Origin of the sequence: Terrirubrum flagellatum (assembly GCF_022059845.1) — a bacterium.
In the GTDB taxonomy this organism is placed as follows: Bacteria; Pseudomonadota; Alphaproteobacteria; order Rhizobiales; family Beijerinckiaceae; genus Terrirubrum; species Terrirubrum flagellatum.
The window spans coordinates 1-13,390 of sequence record NZ_CP091853.1 but is presented as its reverse complement, the minus strand read 5'-3'; the positions used below and the strand labels follow the sequence as shown (position 1 = coordinate 13,390).

The following is a 13,390-nucleotide window of genomic DNA, read 5'->3' as shown; positions in this document are numbered from 1 at the left end:
CCTGATCGATTGCGCCAGCGACCATGCGACGGCTATGTTCTTGGCCGCCTGCTTTTGGACAATGAGTGCGACACTTGCCGTTTGAACCGCTGAGGCTTTGTCTCGGCGGAGTGTGGCACAAATGACCCTGCCGGCTGATTGATTCCAGAATTTAGCCGTTGTCTCCGGCAGGGAGAGTTCTTTCTATTCTCGGAAGCATCGACCTGTCCTTATGGCAACTTATTTGTTGCCCGAGGTAATCTTCCCGCATCGGCGTGATGACCATAAAGACCTGACAGCAATGTCACCTGCTGATCGACTCGGCGGCTCGAAGAACGGTCTTTGAACTCAAATGCATCCGTGTTGGCGAATGTCGGCCTTCATGAGCAATCTCATGCGTGCGACCGGCGGCTCTAAGTCACAAGTTCGCGTCGGAACGAACGTCAGCTTCCGGGAGCGAAATTCTGCTGTTGTAGGTCCGCTCAGGGTCAATTTCGGACGAACCACTGCCCCAGTACGATGAATCTTTGATCGCACCTCGATGCTGCTCCTACAATGACTGCTCTTCCGCTACTTCGGATCGCGAAATCGTAGGGCCTCAACGAGCAGGCTGAATGCAGGCGTGGGCTGGCGACGGCTGGGATAATAGAGATGATAGCCAGAAAACGGCTCGCACCAATCTTCGAGGACGCGCACCAGACGTCCGTCCGCCAGAAAAGGCTGCAACTGTCCTTCTGTCAAATAAACCAATCCGGCTCCATCTAGGGCGGCATTCAACATCAAATGGCTTGTGTTGAAAATAAGCTGACCCTCGACTCGCACGTTGAGTTCGCGCCCACGCTTTTCGAATTCCCATGCGTAGAGACCGCCGTGAGTCGGCAGCCGCAGATTGATGCAGCTATGCGCGGTGAGGTCCTGCGGCGCCTTAGGCTTAGGCCGCTTTGAAAAATACGCCGGCGAGCCCGCTACGCCCATGCGCATCGACGGCCCGATTGGCACGGCGATCATATCACGCGCCACAGTCCCTCCAGGCCTGACGCCTGCGTCGAAGCGCTCCGACACTATATCGGTGAGACCGTAGTCGACGATAATCTCGACCTTGATATCGGGATAGTCGGGGAGAAGTTTTCCGATCGCCGGCCACAGGATCGCTTCGGCTGCGTAGTCCGTTGCTGTCAGTCTGATCGTCCCGGCTGGCTTGTCGCGCAGCGCGCTCAACTGAGCCAGCGCCAGTTCGATTTCTTCGATACGGGGACCGATCGATTGCAGCAGGCGTTCGCCAGCTTCCGTCGGCGCGACGCTCCGGGTTGTGCGCGTGAGCAGGCGCAATCCCAGCCGGGCTTCAAGCGTGCGGATCGTCTGGCTCAGCGCGGATTGAGACACGCCCTGCTGTTTGGCCGCCCGCGTAAAGCTGCGCTCGCGGGCGACCGCGATGAACGCAGTGAGATGAGCCAGATCCTCTCCCGCCATTCAGAAGAATTCCTTCTAGGTACATGCCGCTTATAGCACCTAATCGCATAGCGACCCACTCGCTAGATTACCGTCAATGGCGATCGCTTCGCGCCCCAAAAGCCTCGCGCGGCGCCGCCCTAGAGGACGGAATGCGAAGACCTATGACGATAGCTTTATCCGCGGCGCTGCTGGCGCCGGCGCTCGTCGAGGCGCAGACCCTGAAGGTGTCTCCGAATGGCGCTCGGTCATCGTCGATAGGTTCAGCGGCGAATTTCACAGGAGCCGTGGCTGTCACCCCGTTATTTGCGCCGAACGAATACAACAACGCCGGGGCGGGTCAGGTCGAGTTCGCACCCGGAGCGCGGTCTCACTGGCACACCCATCCAGCGGGCCAGACCCTCATCATCACCTCTGGAACCGGCTGGGTTCAGCAGGAAGGCGGTGAGAAAATCCAGGTCAGAGCCGGAGATGTGATCTGGGCGCCGCCCGGCGTCAAACACTGGCACGGCGCAACCGCTGGCAATTCCATGAGCCATATCGCGGTGACGCCGACGCTGGACGGCAAAAATGTCGACTGGCTGGAGCCAGTCACCGATGAGCAGTTCCGCTGAATCTCCTGGGAGAGAATAAATAGAATGAGAGGCCTGCTCATGAAAGCGACTACCGCTATCGCTCTGGCGACGTCGATGAATGCAAGCATAGCCTCCGCTCAAACGGTCGGTCTGACGCGCCACGAGCTTCAAGCAGTCGCGCCAGCGCTTGATCGATACGGCGAGGAAAAGCTGGTCGAAGGGCTGTGGAAACGCCCCGATCTTTCGCCCCGCGACCGCAGCCTTGTCACCGTGGCGACCGTGATTGCGCGTGACCAGCAGGTGTTGATGGCGCGCCAACTGCTTCTTGCACTCGATAACGGTGTTACCCCAGCGGAGATTTCGGAAACCATCACGCACCTCGCATTCTATGCCGGTTGGGCCAACGCGATGAGTGCTGCCGTCGCTGCAAAATCGGTATTCGAGTCACGTTCAATAATAGCGTCGCAATTGCCACTCGCCTCACCGACGCTCCTTCCGCTCGATGAAAAGAGCGAAACCGATCGCGCCACGCGCGTTGCGGAAGGAACGGGACCCGCTTCGCAAGGCCTTGTCCGCGATACCGCCGACATTCTGTTTCGCGATCTGTGGCTGCGCCCAGACTTGAAGCCACGCGACCGCAGTCTCGTCACGGTCAGCGCTTTGGTCGCTGCGGGTCGCGTCGAACAAATTCCATACCATCTCAATCGGGCGATGGATAACGGATTGACGCGCCAGGAAGCGTCCGAAGCGTTGAGCCACCTCGCTTACTACGCCGGTTGGCCAAATGCGTTTTCGGCCGCCCCTATTTTTCGCAGCGTGTTTCAAAAACGACATCCCAATTGAAAACCGCCTGAGGTTTCGAAAATCAAACCAGCCCCAACAACGGTCTCGCGCGGCCATACTGCAGCGATAAAAGCCGAACGAAAGTTGAGGAGAAACAGGATGGAAAAGCGCACGCTCGGCCGAGGCCTCGAAGTCTCTCCCCCTTCGCTCGGACACGCGCAGTCTTGGCCGTTTTGATGAGAATATCGGTTCGCTTTCGCTACGTCTTGCCGCGAAGACTTGGATGAGATCGCGACAAGCTCAGCTGCGATCCAGATCGAAGGCGCGCGTGACCCCGAAGCGATGATGCAGCGCTCAGGGGCAGTGACGGGTGACGGGCCAGGGAACAAATGATGTCGCTGACCATGTCCGAAGGGACGGTTTCGCCGATCGACAGATCCGTGCTGTCTTTGATGGCTTCTGTCTTCGTAGTGTTTCTCGTGACCGGCGCGGCGCTGCCGGCGTTGCCCCTGCACATCCATGACGGCCTCGGCCTCGGGCCGTTCATGGTTGGTCTCGTCTCGGGCGCCCAATTCGCTGCGTCGCTTCTATCGCGGTTGTGGTCAGGCGCGGTCTCGGATCGGCGCGGTCCAAAGAGCGCCGTGATCACTGGATTGATCTTGGCCGCGCTTGCGGGCGTTTTCTATCTCCTTTCCCTTCTCTCGGTGAGCAGGCCGATCCTGTCGGTGTCGATATTGCTGATAGGTCGCGCTCTCCTCGGCGGAGCCGAGAGCTTCATCATGACCGGCGCCCAGAGCTGGTGTCTGGCGCTGGCAGGCCCGCAACACGCCGGCAAGATGATCGCGTGGATCGGCACGGCGATGTTCGTAGCGCTTGCGCTCGGCGCGCCCTTCGGAAGTTTTATGTTTGACGTCTACGGCTTCGCCTCGATCGGAGTCGTGACCTTCATGGGCACCATTGTGACGCTCGCGATGGTCGCGGTGATCCCCGCGTCGAAACCTCTCTCGCAAGGACAGAAAGCGATTGCAAAAGTCTGGAAAGCCGTCTGGCTTCCAGGCCTCGGCATGGCCTTCGCCGGCGTCGGCTACGGAACCATGACGGCGTTTGCGGTGTTGCTATTCGTTCAACGCGGCTGGCAGCCCGCCTGGCTGTCCTTCACCGCCTTTGCCGCCGCGCTGATGGTTGCGCGCGTAATCTTTGGATCTTTGCCCGATCGCGTCGGTGGGGCGCGAACGGCGATGATCTTCGTTGTCATTCACAGCTTGGGCATGATGCTGATCTGGCTCTCCCCTTATAAGTGGCTAGCTTTTATCGGAGCTGCGCTGGCTGGCTTCGGATACGCGCTCGTCTATCCCGGCTTCGGGATGGAAGCGGTTAGCCGAGCGCCGGTGGAGTCGCGCGGCCTTGCGATGGGCGTCTACACCGCCTTCATCGATCTCGCGCTTGGTATCCTTGCGCCTCTTCTTGGCCTCATCGCCAACACCAGTGGGCTTGGATTGATCTTCCTCATCAATGCGGTGTTAGCGCTTTGCGCCGTTCCGATCGCCGCGCGCCTTTTCATATCGGGCCGGTCCGGCGCGACGATCAATGGCCCGTAGCGAATGTCCCGCTTACAACGTTCGGAGATCGACATGAGCTTCCCTAGGCTCGAATTGAATCGGCGGCATCTCGTCTCGGGAGGTGGGGCTTGCGTGGCCCTAGCCGCGGCGACAGATGTCCGCTCCCAGACCGTTTCGACAGGAGTTCCCGTGATGGCAAGCGTCTCTATGACTGTGAACGGTGAGGCGCGGACGTTGTCGCTCGACACGCGAACAACTCTCCTCGACGCCCTACGGGAGCATCTTCATCTCACGGGTTCCAAAAAGGGTTGCGACCATGGCCAGTGCGGCGCTTGCACGGTGATTGTTGATGGCCGGCGGATCAACTCCTGCCTGACCCTCGCAATCATGCATGAAGGAAGTGAAGTGACGACCGTCGAGGGTCTGGGCCAGCCCGATAACCTGCATCCTATGCAAGCGGCCTTTGTGAAGCACGACGGATACCAGTGCGGTTACTGCACGCCCGGCCAGATTGTATCAAGCGTGGCCGTCCTTGGCGAGATCAAGGCCAATATCCCAAGCCATGTCACGACCGATCTGACTGCGTCGATCGGTCCCACGGAGGCCGAGATCCGCGAACGCATGAGCGGCAACATCTGCCGTTGTGGAGCGTATTCGAACATCGTCGAGGCGATCACCGAAGTCGCCGGGAGGCAGGGATGAGAGCATTCACTTACGAGCGTGCGACCACGGCCGCATTGGCCGCAAAGGCCGTCGCGACATCGCCGAACGCGAAATTCATCGCAGGCGGCACAAACCTGCTCGACTTGATGAAGCTGCAGATCGAAACCCCAACGCATCTGGTCGACGTGAACGGCCTCAAGCTCGAAACAATCGAGCCAACGCCTGAGGGCGGCCTTCGCATAGGGGCGCTCGTGCGTAACACCGATCTTGCAGCCGACGCGCGAGTACGGCGCGACTACGGCGTGCTGTCGCGAGCGCTGCTTGCTGGCGCATCCGGCCAGCTCCGCAACAAAGCGACGACCGCTGGCAATCTGCTTCAAAGAACTCGCTGCCCGTACTTCTACGACACCGCTCAGCCGTGCAACAAACGCGAGCCGGGTTCGGGATGTTCGGCCATCGGTGGATTCAGCCGCCAGCTCGCGGTCATCGGATCGAGCGAGGCGTGCATCGCTACGAACCCGTCGGACATGGCAATCGCGATGCGCGTCCTCGACGCGACGGTGGAAACCATCAAGCCCGACGCAACCACGCGCGAGATTCCGATCGCCGAGTTTCATCGCCTGCCGGGCGATACCCCTCACATCGAGACCGTTCTTCTGCCGGGAGAGCTGATAACGGCGGTGACGCTGCCGAAACCTCTCGGCGGTAAACAAATCTACCGGAAAGTCCGCGATCGCGCCTCCTACGCCTTCGCGCTGGTATCGGTCGCCGCCGTGGTGCAGCGGGACGGAACTGGCCGTGTTGCGTTCGGCGGCGTCGCCCACAAGCCATGGCGCGTGGAGGCGGCGGAAGCCGAGCTGGCTCGTGGCGCCAAGACCGCAACGGGCGCCATTCTGGCGGGCGCCAAGCCCTCTCACGACAACGCGTTTAAGGTGAGCTTGGCGGAGCGCACGCTGAGCGCCGTGCTCGCCGAAGCGAGGAGCTGATTCATGAAGTTCGACAAACCCGCGGGCGCCAATCCGATCGATCAGCTTAAAATCGTGGGGAGGCCGACGGATCGGATTGAAGGTCCGCTCAAGGTCACTGGTCGCGCGCATTATGCCTACGAATGGCACGAGGCCGCAGCTGACCAGGCCTACGGATTCGTTGTCGGCGCTACGGTCGCAAAAGGCCGTATCAAGACCATGGAGCTTGGCGCGGCGAGGACATCGCCGGGAGTTCTCGCTATCGTGACGGCCGAGAACGCCGGCAAGCTCGGCAAAGGGGATATGAACACCGCCAAGCTACTCGGCGGCCCGGAAATCGACCATTACCATCAGGCCGTCGCCCTGGTGGTGGCGGATACCTTCGAACGTGCGCGAGACGCCGCTCAGCGGATCGTAGTCACTTACACGGAGTCGAAAGGCCGCTTCGATCTAGCGGCGGCAAAGGATGACGCCGCCATGGCAGGCGCAGGGTACTGGGGTCAGCCTGCTACGTCTGTCGGCGATTTCGACGCATCGTTCGCGGCTGCGCCGGTGAAACTCGATGCGACCTACACGACGCCCGACCATTCGCACGCCATGATGGAGCCCCACGCTTCGCTTGCAGTGTGGAGCGGGGACAAGCTCAAGCTCTGGACGTCGAACCAGATGATCGCTTGGGGCGTCGCAGACGTCGCCAAGACGTTGGACATCCCGACTGCGAATGTGAGGCTGATGTCGCCGTTTATCGGCGGCGGGTTCGGCGGCAAACTGTTCGTCCGAGCTGACGCGATTATGGCCGCGCTCGGCGCACGTGCGGCGCGCCGTCCGGTAAAGGTGGCGCTGACGCGTCCGCAAATCTTCAATAACACTACGCACCGGCCAGCCACGATCCAGCGGGTCCGCCTAGGTGCGACCGCCGACGGCGCGATCAGCGCAATCGCGCACGAAAGTTGGTCGGGCGACTTGCCGAACGGATCGCCCGAGACAGCGGTCGGTCAGACACGTCTTCTCTACGCAGGTCCGAACCGGATGACCGCGATGCGGCTCGCCGTGCTCGATCTGCCCGAAGGCAACGCAATGCGCGCGCCGGGCGAAGCTCCCGGCATGATGGCGCTCGAAATAGCTATGGACGAAATGGCGGAGAAACTCGGCCTCGATCCGATCGAGTTTCGCCTGCGCAACGACACCCAAGTCGACCCGGAAGATCCCAAGCGGCCTTTCTCGCAGCGCCAGTTGTCTCAGTGCTTCAAAGAGGGCGCCGCGCGCTTCGGCTGGAATCGGCGCAGCGCGCGGCCGGGCGAGATCCGCGATGGACGCTGGCTCGTAGGCTTGGGTGTCGCCGCGGCGTTCCGCAACAATATGGCGATGCCATCGGGAGCGCGCGTCAGGCTGGACGGCCGGGGCCTTGTAACCGTCGAAACTGATATGACTGACATCGGCACGGGATCTTACACGATCATCGCGCAGACTGCGGCGGAAATGATGGGCGTGTCGCTGCAACAGGTCGCCGTACGGCTCGGCGACTCCAGCTTTCCCGCTTCATCGGGTTCGGGTGGCCAATGGGGTGCGAACAGTTCAACGGCGGGTGTCTATGCCGCCTGCGTCAAACTACGCGAGGCGGTCGCGCAAAAGCTTGGCTTCAACGTGACTGATGTCGTGTTCGCGGACGGTCAGGTCAGATCCGGAAATCGCAGCGTAACGCTGGCAACCGCTGCCGCCGCAGGGGAGATCGTCGCCGAGGACAGAATGGAATACGGTGACCTCACAAAAACGCACCAACAATCCACCTTCGGCAGCCACTTCGTTGAGGTCGGCGTCGATATGGCGACCGCCGAGATCCGGGTGCGGCGCATGTTAGCCGTGTGCGCCGCCGGCCGTATCCTCAATCCGAAATCAGCCCGGAGCCAAGTGCTCGGCGCAATGACCATGGGCGTCGGCGCGGCGCTGATGGAAGAGCTTGTGATCGACAAGCGGCGCGGCTTCTTTGTCAATCATGACCTCGCCAGCTACGAGGTCCCGGTACACGCTGACATACCTCATCAGGAAGTCATTTTCCTCAACGAGACTGATCCAATGTCCTCGCCGATGAAAGCCAAAGGCGTCGGCGAGCTCGGAATATGCGGAGTGGGCGCGGCCGTTGCGAACGCGATCTATAACGCGACCGGCGTGCGAGTAAGAGATTATCCGATCACCCTGGACAAGCTGCTCGACCATATGCCGGACGCCGCTTGAGCGGAGACGAGCGGCGCTGGCGTCGTCATCGGGCCGCGACGCCCCGCCGGTAAGCCAGTGATCATCGGCACCAGAACGTTTGTGTGAACGTCGCTCCTTGCGCAGGAGCATGGATTGCAACGTCAACGATGTGGCTGCGTCAGCCGCTTATACGAGATTGCTCCCATTCGGAGGGTCGGATTTCGGAACCGAATTTTGATCAACGATCGGCGGCTTCGGGTCAAGAGTTCGCATCGAAGCAAGCGCCAGCTTTCGGGAACTGCTCTTAGCTGAAGTAGGGTCGGAGGGGATCAAGACCGGCCGATTTCTGCGATGCGCAAAATTTCGAGCGCATACCGATTCGAAGCCTACGCCTACCAAATATTGCAGGTTAACGGAATTATTCACACGAGCGCGAGCCATTTCAATTAAGAAAACCAGCGCGACTTGCCACGTGGGACATAGCGGCCATCGCCCGGCTCATTGCTGATAGCCCCACCATCCCAAGCAAGCTTTCCCCTGACGTAGCTGCGTGTCACACGACCGCCAAAAGCACGTCCTTCGAATGGGCTCCAATTCAGTTCGTCATGCGCTTCAGTCGCACGCCATGTCGTTTCTCCCGGCGTGAAAATGGCGAGATCGGCGTCGGCTCCGACGTGGATTGCGCCCTTTTCCGGCCAAAGCCCGAAAAACCGAGCCGGCCGTTCAGACAATTGCTGCGCCGTAAGAACGGGCGCATTCAACCCACGAGCTTCCGCGCCAGTGAAGAACGCCGGCAACAAAGTCTCAAGCCCGGGCACGCCGGCGCCAGCGTCAAAGATCGATTGCGTCAGCTTGTTATCAATCGGCCAGCTCGAATGATCGGAGCTTACGAATGCGACTCTTTCCGCCGTCAGCTCAGCCCAAAGCGCGTCGACCTGATTGGGCCGGATGGGCGGATTGACTTTCATGCGCGCGCCAAGCGCTCCGCCATCCACGAGCGGATCAAACCAGAGATAGTGCATGCAGAGCTCGCCCGTCGCACAAAATCCGTCGCGACGATATGACTCCACGAGTTGGAAGCCTCGGGCGGCAGATAAGTGAACTATATGGGCGTGAGCGCCAGCGGCCGCGCCGAGCTCAAGAAAGTGGGCCGTAGAGGAAAGTTCGGCGGCGAGCGGGCGACTCGTCGCATGCGCGGCGATCCCATCGGCACCGGCCTGTCGCGCGCGCGAAACACGAGCGCGGACGATTTCCTGATCCTCGTTGTGCAATCCCAGCGGAATGTCTGTCGCAGCCATCGCTTCGAAAAGATCGAGCATCTGATCGGCGGCGATACGCGGAAAGCGCGTCGGATGGCTTTCGAAAGCGGAGATTTTCAGCGCGACGATGCCGCCTTCGATCAACTCATGAACAGTCGCGGGAGATTGTCCCGGAATGATTGTTCCATAGAGCGCAACATCGGCATGGGCATGTTCTGCGATAGCTTCGCGCTTCGCGTGAAGACGCTCCGCCGAATTGAGGGGATCGGGATTATCGTAGGGCATGTCGACGATCGTCGTCACGCCTCCGGCGACGGCCGAACGCGTGGTCGATCTCAGCCCGGCGAGGCCGCGATAACTTCCAGCATGGGTTTGGCCATCGATCACGCCGGGCAGAACGTAAGCGTCGCCCGCGTCGAACATGTCGCGTGCAGGCGGCGCATCACCACTCCCAAGCGCGACGATTTTTCCGCCGACGACGCCAAGCCAGGCATTCCGGCGCACCTCCGCGCCGGCAACGAGCGCGCCCCGCACGACGAGATCCATCATCATATCGTCCGCATCCGGTAGCCGAGATCGAGTGTGGTGCAGGCGAGAGCCGCGCCAGCCTGCACCGGGTCAACGACGGGCAGATCGAGTTCTTGCTCGACCGCGGCGCGATACCGACCAAGCCCCGCGCAGCCAAGAATCACAACGTCGGCTCCGTCCTCGTCGCGCAAACGCTTGCCGACCCGCACGACAATCTCGATCACATCGCGCCCGGATAGCGCGCTTATTCCCATATCGATCGAGCGGTCGCCGGCGAGGCGGCCATCGAGCTTTAAATCAACAAGATATTTCAGGTGTCGATTGATCGATGACGGGCCGAGAGACACGATTCCAAATCGCCGACCAAGTCCGAGCGCTGCGAGATAGGCGGCTTCAGCGATCCCGATCACGGGTCGTTTCGTCACCCGCCGCGCCAGCGCGACGCCGGGATCAGAAAAGCAACCGACGACAAAAGCGTCGCTGGTTGATTGCGTCACCGCCTCGATCACATGTGGAACCACAGCGGCGACATGGTCGTCGGTCTCGATGCCGGGCGGTGATTTGGGCAAGTCGATGCATCGGATGTCGTGGCGTGCGCCTTCGGCGACGCGCGCCAGGCACGCTTCCATGGAACGGGTGACGGCTGACGAACTGTTCGGATTGATGACGAGGATTTCGCTCAAAATGCCCCTCGCGACGATGCGCGGCGCTGCGCCTTGATATGATATTCTACGTGGTATACTAGCGGGGCGAACAGGTCAAAATGCGGTTCTCTCGGACTTCACGAGAACCGCAAATCTCTATACGTCGCCGGGGATGGGAAACTTTCCTATCCTCCTCGCGGAAAGGCGATTCGGTCGGCAGGCTTTTGGCGTGAAGGGACTGGCGCACGTGACACTCGACGCCCCAGGCGAAATCGACGTGCAATCCGATCGCTCGCGGGGCAAGTCGCTCACCGAACGGGCCTATGACGTTCTCCGCCGGAAGATCATCACCGGCGAGATGCGGCCGGGTCATGAAATGTCTGAATCCGAGCTCGCCGAACAGCTGTCGGTCAGCAAGACGCCCGTACGCGAGGCGCTTGCGCGGCTCGCCGTTGAAGGTCTCGTCGAAGCGTTTCCGCGACGCGGCTATCGGGTTACGCCGGTCACCATCAAGAACATGAATGATCTTTTCACGTTGCGGGCGCTGCTTGAGGGAGCCGCAGGCGCGATGGCCGCAACAAAACTCACCGAGGACGAGCTGGACGCGCTCGATAAGTTGGCGAATGCGAGCTATGTGCTCGGCGAGACCGCCAGCATGCAAATATTCGTGCGAGCGAATGAGAATTTCCACTCGGCGATTGCGCGCGCCTCCGGCAACCCTCGTCTCCACGCGCTGGTGATGAGCCACCTCGAAGAGTGCGCCCGGTTCTTTTATATGGGCGCGCAGTCGCGCGACGTGAATCCTGAAACCAGCAACGATCATCACCGAATTGTCGAGGTGTTGCGCGAGCGAGACCCCGAGAAAGCCCGCGCGGCCTTGATCGAGCACAATGAAAACACGCGCCGCGGCCTGTTGACATCGCTGGTGGGTGAAGGGCGCGGCGATCTCGCGATTTGAGGCGGCTTAGGGCCGAGTGGCTTTCAGCTCTCGCCTTCCTGAACATAATGCCCCGGCGCAAATTCGCGGTAATGGCGCGTTGGCGGGACATAGTCAGGCGCCCGAACCGGACTTCTGATCTCGTCGTTGGCGAGCGGTCGACGCTGACGTCGACGCGCCGGATCAGCGATAGGAACCGCGTCAAGCAGACGCCGGGTATAGGGATGCCGTGGATTGCAGAAGATCTCCGCGCGAGGCCCAATCTCAACGATTTCACCGAGATACATAACCGCGACGCGATGACTCACGCGCTCCACCACCGCCATGTCATGCGAGATAAAGAGGTAAGCAAGGCCGAGTTTCGCCTGCAGCTCAAGCATCAAGTTGACGACTTGCGCCTTGATCGAGACGTCGAGCGCGGAAACTGCTTCGTCGGCGACGACAAGTTGCGGATTCAGCGCGAGCGCGCGCGCTATCGCCACGCGCTGCCGCTGCCCTCCGGAAAATTCATGCGGAAAACGCGCGGCCATATCGGGTTGTAAGCCAACCCGCTCCAGCAATTCGGCGACCCGACGCGTGGCTTCGGACCGATCGACAAGCCGATGCGCCAGAAGCGGCTCCGCTATCGCCTCGCCAACCCGCATGCGTGGGTTGAGACTTGAAAAAGGATCCTGAAAAATCATCTGCATGCGCTTGCGTCGCTCGGACAACGCCTTGGGCGCAAGCGCAAGGACATCCTCGCCCGCGACGCGTATCGAGCCGCTTGTCGGCTTCACCAGACGCAGGATCGATCGTCCGGTCGTTGATTTTCCGCATCCGGACTCGCCAACAAGCGATAGTGTCTCGCCGGCTTTCACCTCGAAAGAAATGTTTTCGACCGCATGCACCCGGCCGGTCACGCGGCCGAAAACACCACCGCGAATATCGAAACGCGTGACAAGATTGCGGACTTCAAGCACCGGATCATTGCCGGGCGTCGCAACTTTTGAAGGAAATGCAGGTGGCGACTCCGTCCTTCCCGTCGTGATATTCACGATCGGAAAGGCGGTCGGGAGCGCGCTATCGGCCATAGCGCCTAATTGCGGAACTGCGGACAGCAGAGCCCGCGTGTAGGCGTGCTGCGGGGCCGTGAATATCGTTTCGGTTGGCGCGGCCTCGAGCGCCTTGGCCCGATACATCACCAATGTCCGATCGGCGATCTCCGCCACGACGCCCATGTCGTGAGTGATGAAGAGGATCGCCATTTCCTCCTCGCGCTGCAGCTCCCGCATCAGACCGAGGATCTGCGCCTGGATGGTGACGTCAAGCGCGGTTGTCGGTTCGTCGGCGATCAGCAGCTTGGGTCGACAGGCGAGCGCCATCGCGATCATCACGCGTTGCAACATGCCGCCTGACAGCTGGTGGGGATATTCTGAAAAGCGCGCTTTCGCGGAAGGAATGCGCACCCGGTCGATCAATCGGACGCTCTCAGCCGCCGCGGCGGATTTCGAGAGACTGCGGTGGCGAACGATTGTCTCGGCGATCTGACGGCCGACGGTAAGCACGGGATTGAGACTGGTCATCGGCTCCTGAAAGATCATTGCGATCTCGTTGCCGCGGACATGTTGCATGCGGGCTTCCGGCAGGCCGAGGAGATCGACGCCGCCGAATTCCACTCGTCCGGAAATTCGGCTCGATTTCTCCGGCAGCAACCGCATGATGGACAGCGCTGTCACGCTCTTGCCCGACCCAGACTCGCCGACGATCGCCAACGTCTCTCGCGGGCCGACTTCGAAGGAAACGCGATCGACCACCGTTCGCCATGCGCCGGCCCGCCGAAAACACGTTGTAAGCTCATACACCGCGAGGACCGGCAA

General features: G+C 60.9%; 11 protein-coding genes. 7 read left to right on the top strand and 4 right to left on the bottom strand.

Annotated elements, in window-relative coordinates; genetic code table 11:
- Positions 1-549: 549 nt before the first annotated feature.
- A complete protein-coding gene (locus L8F45_RS28610) occupies positions 550-1,449 on the bottom strand; it encodes a LysR family transcriptional regulator (RefSeq protein WP_342364104.1) in 900 nt (299 codons plus the stop codon).
- 131 nt (positions 1,450-1,580) lie between these two features.
- Here L8F45_RS28610 and L8F45_RS28605 point away from each other — a divergent pair, with 131 nt between their 5' ends.
- The 6 genes from L8F45_RS28605 to paoC all read left to right on the top strand — a co-directional run bounded on the left by L8F45_RS28605 (position 1,581) and on the right by paoC (position 8,205).
- Positions 1,581-2,042 (top strand): (R)-mandelonitrile lyase, encoded by a 462-nt coding sequence (locus L8F45_RS28605; RefSeq protein WP_425330066.1) that lies wholly within the window; start codon positions 1,581-1,583, stop codon positions 2,040-2,042.
- A gap of 39 nt (positions 2,043-2,081) precedes the next feature.
- Positions 2,082-2,846, top strand: a complete 765-nt coding sequence (locus L8F45_RS28600; protein WP_342364102.1) for a carboxymuconolactone decarboxylase family protein — start codon at positions 2,082-2,084, stop codon at positions 2,844-2,846.
- Positions 2,847-3,190: 344 nt separating this feature from the next.
- Positions 3,191-4,384, top strand: a complete 1,194-nt coding sequence (locus L8F45_RS28595) for an arabinose transporter (RefSeq protein WP_342364101.1) — start codon at positions 3,191-3,193, stop codon at positions 4,382-4,384.
- A gap of 33 nt (positions 4,385-4,417) precedes the next feature.
- Positions 4,418-5,047 (top strand): aldehyde dehydrogenase iron-sulfur subunit PaoA, encoded by a 630-nt coding sequence (paoA, locus tag L8F45_RS28590; protein ID WP_342364100.1) that lies wholly within the window; start codon positions 4,418-4,420, stop codon positions 5,045-5,047.
- Positions 5,044-5,994, top strand: coding sequence for an FAD binding domain-containing protein (locus L8F45_RS28585; RefSeq protein WP_342364199.1), 951 nt, complete (start codon positions 5,044-5,046; stop codon positions 5,992-5,994). The genes paoA and L8F45_RS28585 overlap by 4 nt, the downstream gene beginning before the upstream one ends.
- A 3-nt stretch (positions 5,995-5,997) precedes the next feature.
- On the top strand, positions 5,998-8,205 hold the full coding sequence (paoC, locus tag L8F45_RS28580; protein ID WP_342364099.1) for an aldehyde oxidoreductase molybdenum-binding subunit PaoC: 2,208 nt from the start codon (positions 5,998-6,000) through the stop codon (positions 8,203-8,205).
- Positions 8,206-8,612: 407 nt separating this feature from the next.
- Here paoC and L8F45_RS28575 read toward each other — a convergent pair whose 3' ends face one another.
- Positions 8,613-9,977, bottom strand: coding sequence for a dihydroorotase (locus L8F45_RS28575; protein WP_342364098.1), 1,365 nt, complete (start codon positions 9,975-9,977; stop codon positions 8,613-8,615).
- On the bottom strand, positions 9,974-10,636 hold the full coding sequence (locus L8F45_RS28570; RefSeq protein ID WP_342364097.1) for an aspartate/glutamate racemase family protein: 663 nt from the start codon (positions 10,634-10,636) through the stop codon (positions 9,974-9,976). Before L8F45_RS28570 ends, L8F45_RS28575 begins: the two co-directional genes overlap by 4 nt.
- Before the next feature lie 208 nt (positions 10,637-10,844).
- Here L8F45_RS28570 and L8F45_RS28565 point away from each other — a divergent pair, with 208 nt between their 5' ends.
- Entirely contained in the window at positions 10,845-11,555 is a 711-nt protein-coding gene (locus tag L8F45_RS28565) for a GntR family transcriptional regulator (RefSeq protein ID WP_342364096.1), read from the top strand.
- A 23-nt stretch (positions 11,556-11,578) separates the two neighbouring features.
- Here the strand turns inward: L8F45_RS28565 and L8F45_RS28560 are convergent, their stop codons facing one another.
- Positions 11,579-13,390 carry an ABC transporter ATP-binding protein gene (locus tag L8F45_RS28560; protein WP_342364095.1) on the bottom strand — a complete coding sequence of 604 codons (1,812 nt, stop codon included), beginning with the start codon at positions 13,388-13,390 and terminating at the stop codon, positions 11,579-11,581.

Excerpts from the sequence above, each read along its gene's own strand:
- L8F45_RS28610 (WP_342364104.1), bottom strand. The coding sequence starts at position 1,449 with ATGGCGGGAGAGGATCTGGCTCATCTCACTGCGTTCATCGCGGTCGCC.
- L8F45_RS28605 (WP_425330066.1), top strand. The coding sequence starts at position 1,581 with ATGCGAAGACCTATGACGATAGCTTTATCCGCGGCGCTGCTGGCGCCG.
- L8F45_RS28600 (WP_342364102.1), top strand. The coding sequence starts at position 2,082 with ATGAAAGCGACTACCGCTATCGCTCTGGCGACGTCGATGAATGCAAGC.
- L8F45_RS28595 (WP_342364101.1), top strand. The coding sequence starts at position 3,191 with ATGTCCGAAGGGACGGTTTCGCCGATCGACAGATCCGTGCTGTCTTTG.
- paoA (WP_342364100.1), top strand. The coding sequence starts at position 4,418 with ATGAGCTTCCCTAGGCTCGAATTGAATCGGCGGCATCTCGTCTCGGGA.
- L8F45_RS28585 (WP_342364199.1), top strand. The coding sequence starts at position 5,044 with ATGAGAGCATTCACTTACGAGCGTGCGACCACGGCCGCATTGGCCGCA.
- paoC (WP_342364099.1), top strand. The coding sequence starts at position 5,998 with ATGAAGTTCGACAAACCCGCGGGCGCCAATCCGATCGATCAGCTTAAA.
- L8F45_RS28575 (WP_342364098.1), bottom strand. The coding sequence starts at position 9,977 with ATGATGATGGATCTCGTCGTGCGGGGCGCGCTCGTTGCCGGCGCGGAG.